Annotated in this window: 23 protein-coding genes; 22 read left to right on the top strand and 1 reads right to left on the bottom strand. The window is 39.0% G+C overall.

What is annotated here, in order from left to right:
* The 22 genes from AMS59_RS26005 to AMS59_RS21880 form a co-directional block, all read left to right on the top strand.
* Positions 1-257, top strand: a 257-nt coding sequence (locus AMS59_RS26005; protein ID WP_199777819.1) for a hypothetical protein, incomplete at its 5' end; no start/stop codon positions are given.
* 340 nt (positions 258-597) lie between these two features.
* A complete protein-coding gene (locus AMS59_RS21780) occupies positions 598-1,827 on the top strand; it encodes an EAL and HDOD domain-containing protein (RefSeq protein WP_053485797.1) in 1,230 nt (409 codons plus the stop codon).
* Between the two features lie 323 nt (positions 1,828-2,150).
* Positions 2,151-2,999, top strand: coding sequence for a YitT family protein (locus AMS59_RS21785; protein ID WP_053485798.1), 849 nt, complete (start codon positions 2,151-2,153; stop codon positions 2,997-2,999).
* Positions 3,000-3,051: 52 nt separating this feature from the next.
* Positions 3,052-3,369: a cytochrome c551 gene (cccB, locus tag AMS59_RS21790; protein ID WP_053485799.1), complete on the top strand. Its 318-nt coding sequence runs from the start codon at positions 3,052-3,054 to the stop codon at positions 3,367-3,369.
* Between the two features lie 196 nt (positions 3,370-3,565).
* Positions 3,566-4,501: an HPr(Ser) kinase/phosphatase gene (gene hprK / locus AMS59_RS21795; protein WP_053485800.1), complete on the top strand. Its 936-nt coding sequence runs from the start codon at positions 3,566-3,568 to the stop codon at positions 4,499-4,501.
* Positions 4,502-4,558: 57 nt separating this feature from the next.
* Positions 4,559-5,380: a prolipoprotein diacylglyceryl transferase gene (gene lgt, locus AMS59_RS21800; RefSeq protein ID WP_053485801.1), complete on the top strand. Its 822-nt coding sequence runs from the start codon at positions 4,559-4,561 to the stop codon at positions 5,378-5,380.
* Between the two features lie 12 nt (positions 5,381-5,392).
* Positions 5,393-6,034: a pyrophosphatase PpaX gene (gene ppaX / locus AMS59_RS21805; protein ID WP_053485802.1), complete on the top strand. Its 642-nt coding sequence runs from the start codon at positions 5,393-5,395 to the stop codon at positions 6,032-6,034.
* Between the two features lie 4 nt (positions 6,035-6,038).
* Positions 6,039-6,581: a DapH/DapD/GlmU-related protein gene (locus tag AMS59_RS21810; protein ID WP_053485803.1), complete on the top strand. Its 543-nt coding sequence runs from the start codon at positions 6,039-6,041 to the stop codon at positions 6,579-6,581.
* A gap of 711 nt (positions 6,582-7,292) precedes the next feature.
* Positions 7,293-8,465 carry an ATP phosphoribosyltransferase regulatory subunit gene (locus tag AMS59_RS21815; protein WP_053485804.1) on the top strand — a complete coding sequence of 391 codons (1,173 nt, stop codon included), beginning with the start codon at positions 7,293-7,295 and terminating at the stop codon, positions 8,463-8,465.
* Positions 8,458-9,081, top strand: a complete 624-nt coding sequence (gene hisG / locus AMS59_RS21820; protein WP_053485855.1) for an ATP phosphoribosyltransferase — start codon at positions 8,458-8,460, stop codon at positions 9,079-9,081. Before AMS59_RS21815 ends, hisG begins: the two co-directional genes overlap by 8 nt.
* 54 nt (positions 9,082-9,135) lie before the next feature.
* Entirely contained in the window at positions 9,136-10,410 is a 1,275-nt protein-coding gene (gene hisD, locus AMS59_RS21825) for a histidinol dehydrogenase (RefSeq protein ID WP_053485805.1), read from the top strand.
* 4 nt (positions 10,411-10,414) lie between these two features.
* Complete coding sequence (gene hisB / locus AMS59_RS21830; RefSeq protein ID WP_053485806.1) at positions 10,415-11,014, top strand: imidazoleglycerol-phosphate dehydratase HisB; 600 nt, start codon at positions 10,415-10,417, stop codon at positions 11,012-11,014.
* Positions 11,011-11,643 carry an imidazole glycerol phosphate synthase subunit HisH gene (gene hisH / locus AMS59_RS21835; protein ID WP_053485807.1) on the top strand — a complete coding sequence of 211 codons (633 nt, stop codon included), beginning with the start codon at positions 11,011-11,013 and terminating at the stop codon, positions 11,641-11,643. The genes hisB and hisH overlap by 4 nt, the downstream gene beginning before the upstream one ends.
* On the top strand, positions 11,637-12,398 hold the full coding sequence (hisF, locus tag AMS59_RS21840) for an imidazole glycerol phosphate synthase subunit HisF (RefSeq protein ID WP_053485808.1): 762 nt from the start codon (positions 11,637-11,639) through the stop codon (positions 12,396-12,398). The genes hisH and hisF overlap by 7 nt, the downstream gene beginning before the upstream one ends.
* Positions 12,395-13,012 (top strand): bifunctional phosphoribosyl-AMP cyclohydrolase/phosphoribosyl-ATP diphosphatase HisIE, encoded by a 618-nt coding sequence (gene hisIE, locus AMS59_RS21845; protein ID WP_053485809.1) that lies wholly within the window; start codon positions 12,395-12,397, stop codon positions 13,010-13,012. The genes hisF and hisIE overlap by 4 nt, the downstream gene beginning before the upstream one ends.
* 90 nt (positions 13,013-13,102) lie before the next feature.
* A complete protein-coding gene (locus AMS59_RS21850) occupies positions 13,103-14,626 on the top strand; it encodes a tetratricopeptide repeat protein (RefSeq protein WP_053485810.1) in 1,524 nt (507 codons plus the stop codon).
* A gap of 100 nt (positions 14,627-14,726) precedes the next feature.
* Positions 14,727-15,671 (top strand): thioredoxin-disulfide reductase, encoded by a 945-nt coding sequence (gene trxB / locus AMS59_RS21855; protein WP_053485811.1) that lies wholly within the window; start codon positions 14,727-14,729, stop codon positions 15,669-15,671.
* 395 nt (positions 15,672-16,066) lie between these two features.
* A complete protein-coding gene (locus AMS59_RS21860) occupies positions 16,067-16,534 on the top strand; it encodes an 8-oxo-dGTP diphosphatase (protein ID WP_053485812.1) in 468 nt (155 codons plus the stop codon).
* 9 nt (positions 16,535-16,543) lie between these two features.
* Positions 16,544-17,437 (top strand): RNase adapter RapZ, encoded by an 894-nt coding sequence (gene rapZ, locus AMS59_RS21865; RefSeq protein ID WP_053485813.1) that lies wholly within the window; start codon positions 16,544-16,546, stop codon positions 17,435-17,437.
* A 4-nt stretch (positions 17,438-17,441) separates the two neighbouring features.
* Positions 17,442-18,425, top strand: coding sequence for a YvcK family protein (yvcK, locus tag AMS59_RS21870; RefSeq protein WP_053485814.1), 984 nt, complete (start codon positions 17,442-17,444; stop codon positions 18,423-18,425).
* A 65-nt stretch (positions 18,426-18,490) separates the two neighbouring features.
* On the top strand, positions 18,491-19,438 hold the full coding sequence (gene whiA / locus AMS59_RS21875) for a DNA-binding protein WhiA (RefSeq protein ID WP_053485815.1): 948 nt from the start codon (positions 18,491-18,493) through the stop codon (positions 19,436-19,438).
* Between the two features lie 114 nt (positions 19,439-19,552).
* Positions 19,553-19,810 carry an HPr family phosphocarrier protein gene (locus AMS59_RS21880; protein WP_053485816.1) on the top strand — a complete coding sequence of 86 codons (258 nt, stop codon included), beginning with the start codon at positions 19,553-19,555 and terminating at the stop codon, positions 19,808-19,810.
* Positions 19,811-20,281: 471 nt separating this feature from the next.
* On the opposite strand, the gene AMS59_RS26515 is transcribed toward AMS59_RS21880, so the two are convergent.
* Positions 20,282-20,978 (bottom strand): hypothetical protein (locus AMS59_RS26515; protein WP_234007878.1); only part of this gene is annotated, 697 nt, incomplete at its 5' end.

Raw genomic sequence — 20,978 nt, forward strand, 5'->3', positions numbered from 1 at the left:
ATACCCGCGGAAGCAGGGCGAATACCCGCGGAAGCAAGGTAAATGCCCGCGAAGCAAAGCAATACCCGCGGAAGCAGGAGGAATACCCGCGGAAGCAGAGGAAATACCCGCGAAAGCAAGGCGAATACCCGCGGAAGCAGGAGGAATACCCGCGGAAGCAGGGCGAATACCCGCGAAGCAAAGCAGGACGAATACCCGCGGAAGCAAGGCGAATACCCGTGGAAGCAAAGCAATACCCGCGAAAGCAAGGCAAATAAGGAAGGATTGAGTGAATTTGAAAATGATAGGTCGGAAAATGGAATATATAATTTAGATGAGTAATTTGGAATTTAAGGTAACAATTTTGGAGGCTCAGTAATGAGGATATGTCGATTGGAATGAAGACAAGTCGACTTTTTGGGGATACCGTCATAGTGGCTCATCGGACTTCTTTAGCTGGAACGAAAATCCACCACGCTATGTGATGATTTGTTTTATTGTATATGATGTTAATTCATGTTAGAAGATTTTTAGACAGTCAGTTGAATGACAAGCAGAGAGCAATGAAAGGTGCTATACTATTAAATACTAGAATATGGAGAAATGGGGGGCGACGAAATGGAAGTATTTATCGGCAGACAGCCTATTTTTAACCTTCATGAACAGGTCGTTGCATATGAATTATTATATCGTAGCAAAAACGTGAATGCTTTTCCAATGGTCGATTCAGATGCTGCAACTATCGATGTACTAGTAAACTCATTTCTTTCAATTGGCATTGAAGAGGTAACAAAAGGTAAACCTAGTTTTGTTAATTTTACAGAAAACTTGCTTATGAGTCACTTAAATGAATTCTTAAATCCATCGCAAGTTGTTATTGAGATTTTAGAGGACGTTCCTCTTACACCTCAGTTAGTAGAGAGAGTCATTGAGTTGAAATCATATGGGTTTAAAATTGCATTAGATGATTTTATATTGGATGATGAGGTACAAGTATATGATGAGTTATTTACTTATATTGATTTTATAAAAGTTGACTTTTTATTATCACCATTACTTGAGCGAATGGAAATTGAAAATAAAGTGAAAGAAAATTTTCCTCACATAAAATTACTAGCTGAGAAGGTCGAGACACGAAATCAATTTGAAGTGGCAAAGCATTCTGGCTATGAATTATTTCAAGGCTATTTTTTTGAACAACCTCAAATCATTACAGCAACCGATATACCTGCTAATACGATTCAATATTTATATATTATTACGCTTTTAAAAGAAGAGGAACCAAATGTACAGTTATTAGCTGAAAATATTGAGCGTGATATTTCATTAACGTATAAATTATTGCAAATGATTAATAATTCAGAGATGCGTTCTAAATCCAAGGTTCGTTCGATAAAACAAGCGATTATATTACTCGGTGTTTCAAATTTACGAAAATGGATTTATTTATTGGCGATGCGAGAAATGGATATAAATGCTGATAATGATCTTTTTATAGAAGTCATGCGTACATCATTATTTAGAGCAAAAGTATGTGAGAAATTAGCCAAGCTTTCCTATAAGAAAAACTTCTCTGAATATTTTTTAGTGGGCATGTTTTCATTGATAGACACTTTGTTGCAAAGACCGCTGACTGTTATTTTGCAGCAGCTACCTTTCTCAGAAGACATAACAGAAACAATTTTAGGTAATCAAACTGAAATGACACCTTATCTGGATTTCAGTATTGCGTTAGGCAAGTTAGATTGGTCTACTTTAGAAAAATTAGCTCCTCAGCTCAATATGGATTTAACTAATATTGATCTTTTATACAATGAAGCAATGGAGTGGGCAGAAAAGTCTTTATAAAAACAAGGATTAATTCGAAAATCTGTTCTTGAGTTAAGTATATACTTTAGTGAAAAGTAAAAAATAAGTTATCTTAAAATTCTTTTTAAGGTAGCTTATTTTTTATGTTTTTAACTTCTTTCAGCAAATGTCTTTTTTAGCGAAAGCGAAGCGTCAGCAAAAAGCGCCCAGTCGGAACGGAAATCAACCCCACATTAAGAAGATGAACCAAATTATAAAAATACATGTTTCCTTCATCAAGACGAAGTTCTCAATGCGAAGACTATTTGCTATAATCATTTCGTCTTTAAAAAATTCTGATAGTTGAAGTGGGCGTGGGGGAAATGAATCAAATTTATGATGTAAGGGAAAGCATTATGGAGTATGTGTACGTTATAGTAGGAGCGGCAATTATTGCTATTGGCTTCAATGTATTCTTGCTACCAAATCAAATAGCTTCTGGCGGAGTAAGCGGGATTAGTACAATTTTACACGGTTTATTTGGTTGGAATCCTGGTTTTGTACAATATGCATTCAATATTCCATTATTTATAGCAGGTGTATTATTTCTTGGGAAAAAGTTTGGGATAAAATCGTTTATTGGAACAATAACATTACCGTTTATTGTATTACTAACAAACAGTTGGGGACCATGGACAGATAATCCTTTACTCGGTGCACTTTTTGGGGGAATTGTGGTCGGTTTAGGAATAGGACTTGTCTTTAAGGGGAATGCTTCTACTGGTGGCACTGATTTACTAGCACAAATAATTACAAAGTATACCGGAATAACGCTTGGTACAAGTGTACTTTTAATTGATGGGATTATCGCAATTAGTGCAGCAATTGTTTTTGACTTAGAGAAAGGTTTGTATGCCCTAATTGGACTTTATGTCACTACAAAAACGATTGATATTATTCAGCTCGGCTTTAGTCAGTCTAAAATGGTTTACATTATTACGATGAAACAAGATGAAGTACGTGATGCCATTTATGCCGAGATCAATCGAGGTGTGACAAAGTTGTCTGCTATAGGTGGCTATACAGGGGAAACACGACCAGTACTTATGGTTGTTGTTTACCAAACAGAGTTCACAAAGCTGAAACAAATCATTAAAAACGTTGATCCATCAGCGTTTGTGATCGTTTCTAATGCTTATGAGGTGTTAGGAGAAGGTTTCAAACGTGCATAATTTTGGTATAATGTCGGGGAAAGATACTTATTTACTTTGAGGAGGGGCCCTAATGAAAAAGGCAATGTTAACATTAGCGATAGGTTCAGCAATCTTCTTAGCTGCTTGTGGCGGAAGTAAAACGGCAACTGAAGGTACTAAAACAACTGCTTCAGATGGCCAGACAATTGCTATGAAATCTTGTATTACTTGCCATGGTGGTGAGCTACAAGGCCAAAATAATGCACCAAAAATTAGCGATGTAGGTTCTCGTATGACAGAAAAAGAAATTTTAAATGTTATTGAAAATGGTAAAGGTTCAATGCCTGCTGGTATTGTTAAAGGTGCAGATGCAGAAGCAGTTGCAAAATGGTTAGCTACACAAAAATAAAGCAATAATGAAACTAGCGGGTTGATGAACCGCTAGTTTTTTATATTTTGTAGTATTTTTAGTCAGGGCAGACAGAGTGTAAATACATTTCTTTTATACATAGACATGCTAAAATAAAGTGAAACTGCAATCATTATGCTGATTGCTAGTTAACGCAGGACAAAACATCATTCCTTTGAATGGAGGCTACTAAACATTGGTCGTAGTATTAACAAGAGACGTTATGGAGAAATTTAAGTTAGAACTATTAGCTGGTGAAGAAGGGATAGGAAGAACGATTGTTACTAGTGATATTTCAAGACCAGGGCTCGAGATGGCGGGGTATTTTACGCATTATCCTGCAAATCGAGTACAATTGCTAGGAAAAACAGAACTTTCTTTTTTTGAAATGCTGCCTGCAGATGTGAAACTGGAGCGCATGCGTCTTCTATGTTCGCAGGATACGCCAGCTATTATTATTTCTCGTGATTTAGAGGTACCTAAGGAACTTATTCAAGCGTCCAATGAAAAACATGTACCTGTATTTAAAACACATATGACAACAACGAAATTTTCGAGTAGGCTCACAAACTATTTAGAAGGTCGCCTAGCACCAATGACTGCTGCTCATGGCGTTTTAGTTGATGTATACGGTATCGGTGTGCTAATTATCGGAAAAAGTGGTGTAGGGAAAAGTGAAACAGCACTTGAGCTTGTCAAGAAGGGGCACCGTTTAGTGGCTGATGATTGTGTGGAGATCCGTCAGGAATCAGAGAATTTTTTAATTGGGAGCCCACCTCCTCTTTTAGAACATTTACTCGAAATTCGAGGCATTGGTATTATCGATATTATGACTCTCTTTGGAGCAAGTGCGATACGACCGTACAAGCGTATCACATTAGTTATCGAATTAGAAATATGGGATCCAGAAAAAGTATATGATCGTCTAGGTTTAGAGGAAGAAAAAATGAAAATCATTGATACGGAATTAACAAAGTTAACGATTCCTGTAAGGCCTGGACGAAACGTGTCTGTTATTATTGAAGTAGCAGCAATGAATTATCGTTTGAAAAAGATGGGTGTTAATGCAGCCGAGGAGTTTTCTAGACGATTAGATGAGGTAATTTCATCAACAGATGAATTGGATGATTAATCGTGTTTACTATGATTCAATTGCAAATGCAATGAATTGATTTGAGAGGAGCATAAGATGGATTTATTATTATTACAAATTAATCCGATCGCTTTCCATTTAGGACCTATCGATGTTCGTTGGTATGGGTTACTAATCGTATCGGGTATTATTTTGGCTTATTTTGTAGGACAAAGAGAGGCTGTTAAGAGAGGCTTACCTGAGGATTTTCTTGCGGATTTATTATTATGGGCTGTTCCTATATCCATAATATGTGCACGTATTTACTATGTTACGATGCGTTGGGATTATTATAGTGCAAACCCTGGGAAGATTATTGAAATTTGGAATGGTGGTATCGCTATTCATGGTGCTCTTATTGGCGCATTTTTGACAGCTTACATATTCACACGTAGAAGAAATATTAGCTTTTTACGAGTAGCGGATATTGCGGCACCGAGTATTTTAATTGGACAAATAATTGGCCGATGGGGTAATTTTATGAACCAGGAAGCTTATGGTGGTCCAGTATCACGTGAATTTTTAGAACATCTAATGCTGCCGGATTGGATTATTAATCAAATGTATGTTGAAGAATTAGGAACATACGTACATCCTACTTTTTTATATGAATCCGTCTGGAACTTTATTGGGCTAATAATTTTATTAGTTTTACGCAAAGTAAATTTAAATCGTGGTGAAATATTCTTCGGCTATATAATTTGGTATTCAATCGGTCGCTTCTATATAGAAGGCATGCGTACAGATAGCCTGTATTTAGTAGGAGATTTACGTTCAGCTCAGGTTGTTTCAATAATAGGTATTGTTGTGGGTCTTGGTGCAATTATTTACCGACGTATAAAAGTAAAACCTGCAGTAAAGTATTTAGATGATAAATAAGGGGTGCAAAGCATGACTGTAAAGGCATTACTATTTGATTTTGATGGTACATTACTCAATACAAATGATTTAATCATTCAAACGTTTATGCATGTTTTAAACGAGCGATTTCCCGGGCAATATTCGCCAAAAGATTGCCTGAAATTCCTTGGGCCGTCCTTAAAACAGACATTTACTGACATTGCTCCTGGTGAAGAGGAATCAATGATAGCAAAATATCGTGAATATAATGAATTACATCACGATGAGCTTGTCACTCAATATCCTGATGTTGTATCAACATTAGAGCAATTAAAGGCTATGGGTATCAAATTAGCGATTGTGTCTACAAAGCGTAATGGGATGATTGACCGTGGTCTATCTGTACTCGATGCAAGTCATTTATTTGATATCCGTATTGGCACGGATGATGTAAAAAATGTAAAGCCTGATCCAGAACCAGTTTTGCTTGCGCTTGAACGCCTTGATGTAAACAAGGAAGACGCGATTATGATTGGTGACAATTCTCACGATATTGAGGCAGGACACAAAGCTGGAATTAGAGCAGCTGGTGTCGCATGGGCATTTAAAGGTGAGGAATACTTACAGCAATTCAAACCGGAATATATGTTGCATCATATGACGGATTTATTTGAAATTGTGAAAGAGGGGTAAGTAAATGGCACGTAAAACAGAACGCTACCGTGTCGAAGGAGCAAACTCGCTTTGGAATATTTATGATACGGTGTCCTTTTGGAAGGTGATGAAGTGTTTCGTTGTCATTCAAATTGGACGCTTCACACCATTTTTACGTGTGAAAAACTGGTTGTATCGAACTTTTTTAAAAATGGAGATTGGTGAACAAACTTCTTTAGCTTTAATGGTCATGCCAGATACGATGTTTCCGGAACGTATTCATATCGGTAACAATACCGTTGTAGGCTTTAGTACGACTATTTTGGCGCATGAATATTTAATAGAGGAATATCGTCTGGGAGATGTTCATATTGGCAATGAAGTAATGGTTGGTGCCAATTCAACGATACTACCAGGTGTTACGATAGGTGACGGTGCGATTGTGTCAGCGGCAACCCTAGTCCACAAAGATGTGCCAGCTGGCTGTCTAGCAGGCGGTAATCCTATGCGAATTATTTATACAGCTGAACAAATGGCGGAGCGCAAACGCAATGAAGTAGTGGAATGGTGCACGCCAAAAAAATAATAATATCTACACTGTGCATGCTTTACTGTGCACAGTGTTTTTTTGTTGTTGACTATTGTAATAATGAAATTAAAGTATGATTCTCCGGCAAAACGAGAGGTTCACATGACATACGTTTTAACAGAATGACATTCAACTTTTTAGTTTTATCTACTAACTTTCATGTTTTATCACCCAACTTCTGAAATTTATCGACATCCACCTTCCAAAGGGCGAAAAAGGTTTCATTACACAAAACTGTGTGTGAATCCTTTTACTTTCTATGTCGTCAAGTTCACCTCAATTAACTGGTTCACATGACATACGTTTTAACAGAATGACATCAACTTTTTAGTTTTATCGACTAACTTTTGAAATTTATCTACTAACTTTCACGTTTTATCTACTAACTTTTGAAATTTATCTACTAACTTTCACGTTTTATCACCCAACTTCTAAATTTATCGACATCCACCTACCAAAGAGCAAAAAAGATTCACACAGATTTTTGTCTAAAGGTTTACAAGTTTAAGAAGAAATAAGCTTACTCCGTTGAATAAAGTTCCAATTTTTTTATTTTTAAGTATAATTAACAGAATAATCAGTAATGAAATTATTTGATAATTCATAAGGAGTTGCATTGACTAGCAAGAAGAAATAAGTTAGAATTCTTTCATAATCTAATTCTCTAACACTCTAGTGAATTAAAGTGAAACGTGAGGAAGTGTCAAAATGTCGTCGATTAAAATGTTTGAGAAACCACTTGGAATGCGCGATACATTTCCGCAAATATTTGAAAAGGTAGAGGCTGTAAGAAATACAGGGCGAGACTTTTTATACAGAAGAGGCTATGAATTTATTAAAACGCCTGCAGTAGAGTATTTTGATACAGTCGGTAAAGCATCAGCAATAGCCGATGCGCATTTATTTAAATTAGTAGATAGCCAAGGCAACACGTTAGTACTACGACCTGATATGACAACACCGATTGCACGTGTAGCAACATCAAAATTATTAAAAGAGATGATTCCTTTACGCCTTGCTTATTTTGCTAGTGTCTTTCGCGCACAGGAAGCGGAAGGTGGACGCCCAGCAGAATTTGATCAGATGGGGATTGAGTTAATTGGAGACAATTCTGTATTTGCGGATGCTGAGGTTATAGTTACGGCAATGGAGTTATTAAAGCAATTTGGATTAGCGAAATTTAAGGTGACGATCGGTCATGCAGGTATATTAAATTGTATTTTACAAGATTATACAGAAAGCATAGAACAACAAAATATACTTCGGACACTACTTGTGCAACGCAATTATGTAGGGTTTGAGGAAGCAGTAGAATCATTTGATTTACCTAAAACAAAATCCGATGCATTATTGCAATTCATTGAAGAAGCTATGAATTTAAAAGAAATACAAGATATTGAAAAATATGTGCGGAAAAATGACGCATTAGAATATATGCAACAGCTCGCTAAGCTACTTGAAATGGCAGACTTAGCGCATTATGTAGCCTTTGATTTTACACTTTCTAGTCACATGAGCTATTACACAGGTATGTTATTTGAAGTGTTTGCAACTGGTAGTGGTTTTCCATTAGGCAATGGTGGACGCTATGACGGATTGTTGGAGGTATTTGGCTCAAAAGTAGGTGCTACAGGATTTAGTATTCGTGTGGACCGCCTATTAGAAACAATTGATGCGCAATCTGATGAACGACAAGAAGCTACAGTCGTGCTATTTGAGGAAGAACAATTTGAAGCGGCTCTTGCAAAGGTACAGACGCTACGAGCAGCTGGTAAACAAGTTACCTTACAGTTAAGAAGTAGCCTTGTCGATGAAGCAGCTTTTTTAGCACACTTTAAAGAGGTAATTGTTGTGGGACAGGAGGACGTTGATGGTGAATGAATTAACGATTGCTATGCCGAAGGGACGCATTTTTGACGAGGCATACCAGATGCTTATAGAAGCCGGCTTTAATTTACCAGAAGAAGTCGAAATGTCCCGTAAATTAATGCTTGAAATTCCAGAAGAGAAAATTCGTTTTATATTAGCAAAGCCAATGGATGTTCCTGTTTATGTTGAGCATGGTGTAGCGGACATTGGTATTGCTGGTAAGGATGTTTTGTTAGAACAGCAACGACAAGTGCATGAATTACTGGATTTAAAAATAAGTACTTGTTATATCGCATCAGCAGGCTTACCTAATACGACGATGAATGAAATTGCACCGAGAATAGCGACAAAATATCCTAATATTGCAATGAAATATTATAAGGGTATTGGAGAGCAGGTTGAAATTATTGAGCTAAACGGATCGATTGAATTGGCGCCCATGATTGGCTTAGCAGATCGAATTGTCGATATTGTTTCAACAGGCCGGACGCTAAAAGAAAATGGCTTAGTAGAGTATGAATTTATTACAGACGTATCATCACGATTAATTGCCAACCCAGTAAGCTATCGCATGAAGAGTGACCGTATTATCGATCTTGTGAAACGTTTAAAAAAGTGCGTTAAATAAAAATGTCTACTGTCTGGAAGAGGCACATCCCTAGATTTAAAGGAGATTAATCCTATGAAAATAACAAAGCTAGCAAAAGGTATTTCCTTAAAACGACCACTTGAAGGTGGCAATGAAGAACAGTTAAAGGTTGTGCGTCAAGTATTGGCAGATGTTCGTGCACAAGGTGACGCCGCCATTCGTGTCTATACAGAAAAATGGGATGGCTTTGCCCCTGATCATTTACGCGTAACGAAGGAAGAAATAGAAGAGGGCGCAAATTTGATTGATCAACAGCTTTATGCTGATTTGACAGAAGCTGCCCAAAATATTCGCTTTTATCACGAACAGCAAAAACGTTCAGGTTATCGCTTAGAACTAAAAGATGGCTCCTGGCTTGGGCAACGAATTACTGCGCTCGATGCAGTAGGTCTTTATGTTCCTGGCGGTACAGCAGCATACCCATCGTCAGTCTTGATGAACGTTATTCCTGCACAGGTAGCGGGTGTTAAACGCATTGTTATTACATCTCCAGCAGGTCGAGATGGGAAGTTACCTCCAGGTGTACTTGCTGCAGCGCACATTTTAGGAGTAGAAGAAATATATAAAATCGGTGGAGCTCAGGCGATTGCAGCTCTTGCATATGGCACAGAGACAATTTCTCCAGTTGATAAAATTACAGGTCCAGGAAATATTTTTGTAGCATTAGCAAAACGTGAAGTATTTGGTGAGGTAGCGATTGATATGATTGCAGGTCCAAGTGAAATTGCAGTGTTAGCAGACGACACAGCATTTGCTGATGAAATCGCGGCTGATCTTTTATCACAGGCTGAGCATGATAAATTGGCTTGTGCCATTTTAGTGACGACTTCTGAGCAATTGGCTAAAAAAGTAGTTGATGAAGTGGAGAAACAATTAATGACTTTACCGCGTGAAGAAGTAGCACGTGCATCTATCGAAAACTTTGGTGCTATTTATGTGGCTGACACGATGGCAGATGCCATAGAGGCTATTAATTCGCTAGCGCCTGAGCATTTAGAAATTGTGACAAAAGATGATGAGGCTGTAGCTGAACAAGTACGACATGCAGGTGGTATTTTCATTGGTCGTTATAGTTCTGAACCAGTTGGTGATTACTTTGCAGGGACAAATCATGTGCTGCCGACGAATAGCACTGCACGCTTTGCAAGTGGCTTAAACGTCGATGATTTTGTGAAAAAATCGAGCGTCGTCTTTTATAGTGAAAAAACTTGGGCAGAGAATGCACCGAAAATTGCACGTCTAGCACGTATGGAAGGCTTAGAGGGCCATGCTCGTGCAGTCGAATCACGTGGATGGGAAAAGGAGTAGTACAATGACTGAAAAGAAACGATATGCAAAAGTTGAACGTACAACAAATGAAACTCAAATTTCGGTAGCCATCGATTTAGATGGTGAAGGAAAGGCGGATATTAAAACGGGTGTTGGCTTTATGGATCACATGCTTGACCTATTTATCAAACATGGGCTTTTTGATGGGACGATACAAGCGAATGGTGATACATACATAGACGATCATCATACAACGGAAGACCTCGGAATTGTATTAGGCCAAGCTATTCGTGAAGCGCTCGGTGATAAAAAAGGCATCAAGCGTTACGGCACAGCATTTGTGCCAATGGATGATGCGCTTGCACAGGTCGTTGTGGATTGCTCGAATCGTCCGCACTTAGAATATCGTGTGCCACAGTTGAAGGAAAAGGTCGGTAGTTTCGATACTGAATTAGTACATGAATTTTTGTGGAAGTTTGCACTTGAGGCTCGGATGAATGTTCATGTCATCGTACCTTATGGCCATAATACACATCATATTATTGAAGCTATTTTTAAAGCGTTAGCACGTGCCATTGACGCAGCAGTGGAAATTGATCCACGTGTTAAAGGTGTACCATCGACTAAGGGGCTGTTAACGTGAAAATAGGTGTTATTGATTATGGCATGGGGAATTTATTTAGTGTTGAACAGGCATTAAAACGACTTGGCTGTGAGGTTGTTGTCACGGCTGATGAAACAGTGCTAGATGCAACAGATGCACTGTTGCTTCCTGGTGTTGGGGCATTTCCAGATGCCATCAAACGTTTAGCTGAAACGAATTTAGATCGATATTTACACAAGGCAAAAGCTGAAAATCGCCCACTTCTCGGAATTTGCCTAGGAATGCAATTATTATTTGAGCAAAGTGAAGAAGTGGCCCCAACGAAAGGTCTAGGCTTTTTTAAAGGAAGCATTAAACAATTTAGTGGTGACAACGCAGGGCAGAAGTACCGAGTACCGCATATGGGCTGGAATGAACTCGTAGTAACAAAACGTCCTCCATGGTTAAACGGTGAAGTAACGGCAAAGCATGTTTATTTTGTACACTCATTTTATGCAACTGATATCGAAGAAACGGAGCTTGTCGCTTATGCCGATTATCATGGAATTAAGGTTCCTGGCATTGTGGCAAATGGCTCTGTTACGGGCATGCAGTTCCACCCCGAAAAGTCAGGTGAACTAGGCGTGTATTTATTAGAGCAGTGGTTGAAGGGGGTGGCATCATGTTAACAAAGCGCATTATTCCATGTCTTGATGTGAAAGAGGGGCGTGTTGTAAAAGGTGTACAGTTTGTATCATTACGTGATGCAGGTGACCCCGTGGAGCTTGCCAAGTTTTATGATGAGCAAGGGGCGGATGAGCTTGTGTTTCTAGATATCTCGGCATCGCATGAAGGACGTGAAACAATGGTTGATGTCGTACGGCAAACTGCAGCTACATTAGCCATTCCATTTACAGTAGGTGGTGGAATTCGTACATTAGATGATATGAAACGTATTTTACGAGCAGGTGCTGATAAAGTATCGGTGAACACTTCTGCTATAGAGCGACCAGAGCTCATTAAAGAAGGTTCTGACTTTTTTGGCGCACAATGTATCGTTGTAGCTATTGATGCCCGCTATAGTGAGGAAGATGCCACATGGATGGTTTATACGCATGGAGGCCGAAACAAAACAACATGGCGAGCAACTGAATGGGCGAAAGAAGTGGTTCGTTTAGGTGCCGGTGAAATTTTATTAACGAGTATGAATCAGGACGGTGAGAAATCCGGTTTTGATTTAGCTTTAACAAAAGCTGTGAGAGAGGCTGTGACAGTTCCTGTTATTGCAAGTGGCGGTGCAGGGAATGCCGAACATTTTTACGAGGTATTAGCTGAAGATATCGATGCAGATGCAGCACTTGCCGCATCCATCTTCCATTACAAAGAAACGAGCGTAGCGCAAGTAAAAGAGTACTTACGTGAAAAAGGAGTGGCAGTAAGATGATTGATAACATTAAATTTGATGATAAAGGTCTTGTCACTGCAGTTGTACAAGATGCTATGACAAAAGAAGTACTAACTGTAGCGTATATGAATAAAGAATCACTAGAAAAAACACTTGAGTCGGGAGAAACATGGTTCTTCTCACGTTCACGTCAAGAGCTCTGGCACAAAGGGGCAACAAGTGGTCATACACAAAAAGTTGTGTCTATCAAGGCGGATTGTGACAATGACGCGTTAGTTGTGGAAGTAATTCCTGCTGGCCCGGCTTGTCATAATGGAACAACTTCTTGCTTTACAGAGATTATTCAGCAAAATGCCAAGGTCGGGTCTGTTGAGATTATTTCGAAACTTGTAAAGGTCATTGAAAAGCGTGAGCAAGAAATGCCAGAAGGGGCGTATACTACATATTTATTCGATAAAGGAATCGATAAAATTTGTAAAAAAGTTGGAGAAGAAGCAACTGAGGTTGTCATAGGTGCAAAAAATCGCGATGCAGAAGAAGTAAAATGGGAAGCTGCTGATTTAATTTATCACCTATTAGTGTTACTACAAGAACAAAAAGTAAGTGTTTATGACGTCTTACATGTGTTAGAAAAACGTCACGAGGAGAAATAACGGCATATTGCTTATTGTATGGTATAATAGAAGTTACTGTGTAAAGGAACGTGTGATACGTTCCTTATTTCTTGTTTCGGAGGAAATATTTTGGAAAAGAAACGTCAAAAAGAGAATCAAACGAATATAGTGTCGTTCATTCCAACAGGCGACTATTATTATAAAAAATCAATACAAGCAATGAATAGCGGACAAATGAATAAAGCTTATAAATATTTACAGCGAGCAGTTGATTTAAGCCCTGATGATCCAATGATTTTATTGCAATTAGCGATAATAGAGTTAGAGGGTCAACGTTTCGAGGAAGCGTATGATCTTCTTCGTCGTGCCTATCAGATAGATAAAGACAATCCAGAAATTATTTTTTACATGGCAGAGGTATCAGGATGTATCGGCATCATACATGATGCTAAACGCTTTGCAGAGCAATATTTACAAATAGAGCCAGAGGGTGCCTATGCAGATGAAGCTGCTGAGATATTAGAGTTTGTTGATTTTGAGCAGGATGATTTTGAGGAGCTTGAAGGTTCTGCTGAAGATTTATATCGGCAGGAACAGGCGAGACGTAGTATGGAAAAGGGAGATTTCCCTGAAGCTATTAAAACTCTAGAAGACTTAATTGAAGATAAACCAGATTTTTGGTCAGCTTATAACAACTTAGCCCTTGCCTATTTTTATGTTGGTGAAGCAGAACAGGCGAAGGCTCTTCTAAACACTGTATTGCGAGAAAATAAGGGGAATTTACATGCACTATGTAATTTAACGGTTATCGCATACTATGAAAAAAATGAAGAAGAGTTAAAAGATCTGTTAGAAATACTTGTGAAAATTCAGCCATACTTATGGGAACATCGCTACAAGCTGGGGGCAACATTAGCGCTCGTTGGACAATATGATGTAGCATTTAAATGGTTGCGTAGCATGCAAAAAAGAGGCTATGTAGGCGATGCTGGCTTTTACTTTTGGTTGTCACATGCAGCTTATTTTTCGGGACATGAAGAAATTTCAAAGAGTACATGGGCGCAGCTACTTGAGCTAGATCCCGATAAAGAAGGCTTCGAACCTTGGCGTCAAGAAGAAAACACGTATTCACTTGATGCATTAGAACATGACCGTGATTATATTGTAGATAAGCTAGAGAGCGATTATACAAGTGAACGGATATATGGCTTATTTTTACTAAGCTGTACAGCACATAAACAGGAAATTATTGCGCACCCAAAATGGGTAAACGTTGAACAATTCAATGCATATGAAAAGCTATTCCTAGCTTATGCACTAGGACATCAATTTGATATGAAAAACAAAGTAGAGGCTAGCTTTATACGAGCAGTAAGTGTGCCAGAAATATTACTAGAACAGTATGGCAAGCTTACGACATTAATTGCACCAATGTTCCAAATGTGGTTTGTACTTTGTGAGCAAGCAATGATGAATAACTATCGTTTTACAAATCCAGCGGCTATTGCAGGAGCAAATGATTATTTGTTCCGTTCTTCCCGAATGCTCAAGGTTACAAAAAAGGAGATAGCTCAGCAATACGGAGTGTCAGTGTCTACTTTATCGAAGTATATTGATGAAATTTTAAAGTTTTTACCAGATACGCATAATTAGACCGTGAGCAACATAGTTGAATAACTTTTTACTTTCACATACGATGAACATACTAAAGTTATTATAAAAAAGTAAAAAATCGGTTTAGGGGGAAGTATTTATGTCAGAAGAAAAAATTTATGATGTTGTAATAATTGGTGCAGGTCCGGCTGGTATGACTGCAGCTGTTTATACATCACGTGCAAACCTTTCAACTTTAATGATTGAACGTGGGATCCCTGGCGGACAAATGGCAAGTACAGAAGAAGTAGAAAACTATCCAGGATTTGATACAATTTTAGGGCCAGAGCTGTCTACAAAAATGTTCGATCATGCTAAGAAATTTGGTGCAGAATATGCGTATGGCGATGTAACTGAAATTATTGATAATGAGGAATATAAAACAATAAAATCAGGTACTAAAGAATATAAAACACGAGCAATCATTATTTCTACAGGTGCAGAGTATAAAAAAATGGGCGTACCTGGCGAAAAAGAACTTGGAGGCCGTGGTGTCAGCTATTGTGCAGTATGTGATGGTGCATTCTTCAAGCAAAAAAATCTTGTTGTCGTAGGTGGCGGGGATTCTGCTGTTGAAGAAGGCGTTTATTTAACTCGCTTTGCTGATAAAGTAACAATTGTGCACCGTCGTGATAAATTACGTGCACAAAAAATTCTCCAAGATCGTGCCTTTGCTAACGAAAAAATTGATTTCATTTGGAATGCAACAGTCAAAGAAATTAATGAGGCTAACGGTAAAGTTGGCAGTGTAACATTACAATCAACTGTAGATGGTACAGAATCTGATTTTGCTACTGATGGCGTATTTGTATACATTGGTATGCTTCCGTTAACAAAACCATTTGAGTCTCTAGGAATTTTAAATGATGCTGGTTATATTTTGACAAATGATACTATGGAAACGACAGTACCAGGAATCTTCGCAGCTGGAGATGTACGTGAAAAATCACTTCGTCAAATCGTTACAGCGACAGGCGACGGAAGTGTTGCAGCACAAGCAGTACAGCACTATGTGGAAGAATTATTAGAAAAAATTAATGCTTAAAGTGGTTTATTGATAAGGGCAGTCTCCTTCCAGGGTGGATGTGTAGTTATGCCTAAGATTTATTATTTTAAGGAAAAAAATACAATTTTAATACGGTCTTAATATAGTTGTAACTTGAATGACATATAAAAGGTGTAATATAAAAAGTGTAATTAGCAATCCCCCTTTTATTTTGTTGAGTAGGTTGTTTCCGCCAAATAAGGTGGAGCAACCTCTTTTTGTTGTGAACGAAATTTTGATTTTTTGTGGCGAAGTTTCATATGTTTGAGTAGAGACTAAAGACAAGTATCGTTGAAGTAAAATTGCAAATCACCTAAAGTTTAGAATTGAGGACAAACCTTGTTTGGTCTTGCTATAATAAAAGGTAGAATGCAAAAGAGATTAGAGGTGTGCCTATGCAAAGAATTGCAAATTTAATAGCCGTAAAAGACGGTCAAGTGTTATTACTTCAGAAGCCGAGACGTGGCTGGTACGTTGCTCCTGGCGGTAAAATGGAGAGCGGTGAGTCGATTTATGAGGCTGCTGTACGTGAGTTTCAAGAAGAAACAAATGTCACACCAATAAATGCTCATCTAAAGGGTGTTTATACGATGGTTATTAAAGAAAATAATGAGGTAGTGGACGAATGGATGCTTTATACATTTGTTGCAAAGGATATAGAAGGAGTACCGTTTAAAGAAACTAGAGAAGGCAAACTTGCATGGCACCCAGTAGAGGATTTGAAACATTTGCCAATGGCTGAAGGTGATCGAACAAACTTACAATTTGCTATCTCACAATCAGGCATTCAGTACGGTACATTCGAATACACAACTGATTTTGAATTACTTCACGAGAAAATACAAATATCAATCGAACAATAAAGGAGCTGCATGACAGTGGTGGTTGAAGGCCAAAAAGGTACACATGAATTGGTTATTATTACAGGGATGTCTGGAGCTGGGAAAACAGTAGCTATTCAGAGCTTTGAGGATTTAGGGTATTACTGTATTGATAATTTACCACCAGCGTTACTCACTACATTTTTAACCCTACTAAGGGATTCGGGTAAAAATATTACACGTATAGCAGCTGTCATGGATATGCGTGGTGGCGACTTTTTTGATTCTCTTATTGGCGCCCTCGACCATATACTTAAAGAAGGCGATATAGTTGCGCGAATTTTATTTTTAGATGCAGATGATGCAACTTTAGTTAGACGTTATAAAGAAACAAGACGTGCACATCCATTAGCTGTAAATGGTTTGCCATTAGATGGCATTAAACAAGAACGTAAGCTTTTATCAGAAGTAAAGGGTCGCGCTAAATTTGTCTATAATACATCTAATATGAAGCCTAAAGAGCTACGTGAAAAAATAGCTAAAGAATTTGCTAGTGATGCTGATAATATTTTCTCAGTGAATATCATGTCTTTTGGATTTAAGCATGGTATGCCGATTGATGCCGACTTAGTATTTGATGTCCGTTTTTTAAAAAACCCATATTATGTAGAAGAGTTACGCCATAAAACGGGTTTACAAACTGAGGTATCTTCTTATGTTCTGGCACTTGAAGATACGCAAACTCTCATTCAAAAACTAACGGATTTGTTTGAATTTATGATTCCGCTCTATAGACAAGAGGGCAAATCACAACTTGTCATTGCTTTTGGGTGTACTGGCGGGCAGCACCGTTCGGTAACATTAGCAGAGTATTTTGGGGCATATTTAGCTGGGAAGGAAAACACGGTTATTACGCATCGTGACATCAATCGTAGAAAGGATTGAGTGAATGGGAAAGAAGCGAACGAAGCTTGTTGTAATTGGTGGTGGTACAGGGCTTTCTACATTATTACGAGGGCTTAAGCACCACCCATTTGATATTACTGCAATTGTGACAGTAGCAGATGATGGTGGTTCTTCAGGACGTTTACGAGATGACTATGATATTCCACCACCTGGTGATGTCCGCAATGTGATCGCGGCATTATCGGATGTTGAACCGCTTGTAGAGCAAATGTTTCAATATCGATTTTCAGCATCGGAAGATTTACGTGGTCATTCATTAGGTAATTTAATGCTGACTGCTTTAACAGACATTACCGGGGATTTTAACCATGCTATTAGTGAAATGGGCAAGGTATTAAAGGTTCATGGTCGTGTCATACCAGCAGCTAATAAAAAGATAAATCTACATGCAGAGCTTGAGGACGGTTCAATCATTGAAGGTGAATCTAAAATTCCTATGGCTAAAGAACGAATTAGTCGAGTTTTTTTAGTGCCTGAAAATGTGAAACCGTTACCAGAAGCTATTCGAGCAATCCATCGTGCTGACTATATTTTAATTGGTCCAGGAAGTTTATATACAAGCATTATTCCAAACCTTCTTGTAAAAGGAATTGGGGAAGCTGTTGTTAAGGCGAGAGGGAGAAAAATTTACGTTTGTAATTTAATGACTCAAAAAGGTGAAACCCTTTCCTATACAGCAGGTGATCATGTTAAAGCTTTATACAAGCATGTTGGAGATTCCTTCATTGATTCCATTTTAGTGAATAATGTAAAACTTCCTCATCCTGTAAAAGAGCTTTATAAGGAAGAGTATGCTGAGCCGGTAACATTTGACGATGCAAAGCTCGAAAGTATGGGATTAGAGGTTATTAAACGGGATATTGCCACGATTCGCCCGGATGGGACGGTTCGTCATAATGCGGCAAACGTTGCAAAATGGCTTGTAGATTATGCGAATATCTACGAACAAGAAGTTAGTGAATTATAAAGCACTTATTGTATATGATAAGATGGACATATACATAGAACAGAAGGTTGAAAGGAGGGCGTGATATGTCTTTTGCTTCTGAAACGAAAAAGGAATTAACTCAAATAGAAGCAGACAATCATTGTATGAAAGCAGAAGTATCTGCCCTAATTCGTATGAATGGTTCATTATCCTTTGCTAATAAACAGTTAAGCTTAGACGTACAAACTGAAAACGCTGCAATCGCAAGAAGACTTTATACGATTATGAAAAAGCTGTATCCGTATAATGTAGAGTTACTTGTTAGAAAAAAGATGCGTTTGAAAAAAAATAACGTATACATTTGCCGTGTAAGAGAAGGTGCGCGTGAGCTACTAATTGATTTAGAAATCATCTCAGACGACTTTCAATTTAATCATACTATTTCTCGAGAGCTCATTAAAAAGAGTGGTCAAAAAAGAGCGTATTTACGAGGCGCTTTTTTAGCGGGTGGCTCTGTCAACAATCCAGAAACATCAGCCTACCATTTAGAAATTTATTCATTATATAAAGAGCATGGCGAGGCTTTAATGGATTTGATGAATGAATTTGAGCTAAATGCAAAAACAATTGAACGAAAAAAAGGCTTTGTTACTTATTTAAAAGAAGCGGAGAAAATTTCTGATTTCCTTAATATTGTGGGAGCTCATCAAGCAATGATGAAGTTCGAAGACGTTCGCATATTGCGAGACATGAGAAATAGTGTTAATCGCATTGTTAACTGTGAAACAGCGAACTTAAATAAAACAATAGGTGCAGCATTACGTCAGGTAGAGAATATCCGATTTATTGAAAATTCAATAGGACTAGATCAATTACCAGAAAAACTTCGTGAAATTGCACGATTACGAGTAGAATATCAAGATGTAACGCTAAAAGAACTTGGCGAAATGGTATCAAGTGGGACGGTTAGTAAATCAGGTGTCAATCATCGATTACGGAAAATCGATGAGATTGCCGATGCATTAAGAAGCGGAGAAAAAATTGGTGGTTGAATTTTCATACTTTTCAGGTATGAATGTGATGCGTAAACGCATATTGTTCTTTTGCTAGGAAGTAAGGTAAGATAAAAACAATAAGATGAACGGTAGTAAAGGAGAGTTTTAAGAATGACCGAGAGAAGAGTCCATGTAAAATTAAAATTAGGACTACAAGCTAGACAAGCAGCGTTATTTGTACAAGAAGCAAATCGTTTTAGCGCAGATATCTTTCTTGAAAAAGACGAGAAAAAAGTAAATGCTAAGTCCATTATGGGTGTTATGAGCTTAGCCATTGCAAAAGGAACAGAGGTCGTACTTAGTGGCGATGGCAACGATGCTGAGCAAGCGGTTACAGCATTAGCAGCACTAATCGAAAAAGAAGATTAAAAAACTTATGATGCAAAGACTGTCCAAACAGTAAAACTTACATGTTGGGCAGTTTTTTTGCGCTTTTGCGCAGAAATGAAGGTTTAATGCCTGCCAGCTCAATCGTCGGCGTGACGGAAAGAAAAGGCCGCGATGGGTGGAAGAGTCAGAGCGACGGAAAGAAAGGGCGTCGACGGAAAGAAGAGTCAGGGCGACGGTAAGAAAAGACGTCGATAGATAGAAGAGCCCGGGCGACGGAAAGAAAGGGCGAAGCGACGGATAGAAGAGCCAGAGCGACGGAAAGAAAAGGCCGCGACGGAAAGAAGAGCCAGAGCGACGGAAAGAAAGGCCGAATCGACGGAAAGAAGAGTCAGAGCGACGGAAAGAAAAGGCCGCGACGGAAAGAAGAGCCAGAGCGACGGAAAGAAAAGCCGAATCGACGGAAAGAAGTGCCAGAGCGACGGAAGGAAATGGCCGCGACGGAAAGAAGAGTCAGGGCGACGGAAAGAAAGGCCGAATCGACGGAAAGAAGTGCCAGAGCGACGGAAAGAAGAGCCAGGGCGACGGAAAGAAAAGGCCGCGACGGAAAGAAGAGCCAGAGCGACGGAAAGAAAGGCCGAATCGACGGAAAGAAGAGTCAGAGCGACGGAAAGAAAAGGCTGCGACGGAAAGAAGAGCCAGAGCGACGGAAAGAAGAGCCAGAGCGACGGAAAGAAAGGCCGAATCGACGGAAAGAAGAGTCAGAGCGACGGAAAGAAAAGGCTGCGACGGAAAGAAGAGCCAGAGCGACGGAAAGAAGAGCCAGAGCGACGGAAAGAAAGGCCGAATCGACGGAAAGAAAAGGCAGCGCCGGAAAGAAGAGCGAGGGCGACGGAAAGAAAGGGCGAAGCGACGGAAAGAAGAGCCAGAGCGACGGAAAGAAAGGCCGAATCGACGGAAAGAAGAGTCAGAGCGACGAAAAGAAAAGGTCGCGACGGAAAGAAAAGCCAGGGCGACGGAAAGAAAGGCCGAATCGATGGAAAGAAGAGCCAGAGCGACGGAAAGAAAAGGCCGCGACGGAAAGAAGAGCCAGAGCGACGGAAAGAAAGGCCGAATCGACGGAAGAAGAGTCAGAGCGACGGAAAGAAAGGGGAGCGACGGAAAGAAGAGCCAGAGCGACGGAAAGAAAGGCCGAATCGACGGAAAGAAG

Source organism: Lysinibacillus sp. FJAT-14745 (assembly GCF_001275675.1).
Classification (GTDB): domain Bacteria; phylum Bacillota; class Bacilli; order Bacillales_A; family Planococcaceae; genus Lysinibacillus.

Excerpts from the sequence above, each read along its gene's own strand:
- trxB (WP_053485811.1), top strand. The coding sequence starts at position 14,727 with ATGTCAGAAGAAAAAATTTATGATGTTGTAATAATTGGTGCAGGTCCG.
- hisF (WP_053485808.1), top strand. The coding sequence starts at position 11,637 with ATGTTAACAAAGCGCATTATTCCATGTCTTGATGTGAAAGAGGGGCGT.
- AMS59_RS21815 (WP_053485804.1), top strand. The coding sequence starts at position 7,293 with ATGTCGTCGATTAAAATGTTTGAGAAACCACTTGGAATGCGCGATACA.
- yvcK (WP_053485814.1), top strand. The coding sequence starts at position 17,442 with ATGGGAAAGAAGCGAACGAAGCTTGTTGTAATTGGTGGTGGTACAGGG.
- hisD (WP_053485805.1), top strand. The coding sequence starts at position 9,136 with ATGAAAATAACAAAGCTAGCAAAAGGTATTTCCTTAAAACGACCACTT.
- AMS59_RS21810 (WP_053485803.1), top strand. The coding sequence starts at position 6,039 with ATGGCACGTAAAACAGAACGCTACCGTGTCGAAGGAGCAAACTCGCTT.
- AMS59_RS21880 (WP_053485816.1), top strand. The coding sequence starts at position 19,553 with ATGACCGAGAGAAGAGTCCATGTAAAATTAAAATTAGGACTACAAGCT.
- lgt (WP_053485801.1), top strand. The coding sequence starts at position 4,559 with ATGGATTTATTATTATTACAAATTAATCCGATCGCTTTCCATTTAGGA.
- rapZ (WP_053485813.1), top strand. The coding sequence starts at position 16,544 with ATGACAGTGGTGGTTGAAGGCCAAAAAGGTACACATGAATTGGTTATT.
- cccB (WP_053485799.1), top strand. The coding sequence starts at position 3,052 with ATGAAAAAGGCAATGTTAACATTAGCGATAGGTTCAGCAATCTTCTTA.
- hisB (WP_053485806.1), top strand. The coding sequence starts at position 10,415 with ATGACTGAAAAGAAACGATATGCAAAAGTTGAACGTACAACAAATGAA.
- whiA (WP_053485815.1), top strand. The coding sequence starts at position 18,491 with ATGTCTTTTGCTTCTGAAACGAAAAAGGAATTAACTCAAATAGAAGCA.
- AMS59_RS21785 (WP_053485798.1), top strand. The coding sequence starts at position 2,151 with ATGAATCAAATTTATGATGTAAGGGAAAGCATTATGGAGTATGTGTAC.
- AMS59_RS21860 (WP_053485812.1), top strand. The coding sequence starts at position 16,067 with ATGCAAAGAATTGCAAATTTAATAGCCGTAAAAGACGGTCAAGTGTTA.
- hisIE (WP_053485809.1), top strand. The coding sequence starts at position 12,395 with ATGATTGATAACATTAAATTTGATGATAAAGGTCTTGTCACTGCAGTT.
- ppaX (WP_053485802.1), top strand. The coding sequence starts at position 5,393 with ATGACTGTAAAGGCATTACTATTTGATTTTGATGGTACATTACTCAAT.
- AMS59_RS21780 (WP_053485797.1), top strand. The coding sequence starts at position 598 with ATGGAAGTATTTATCGGCAGACAGCCTATTTTTAACCTTCATGAACAG.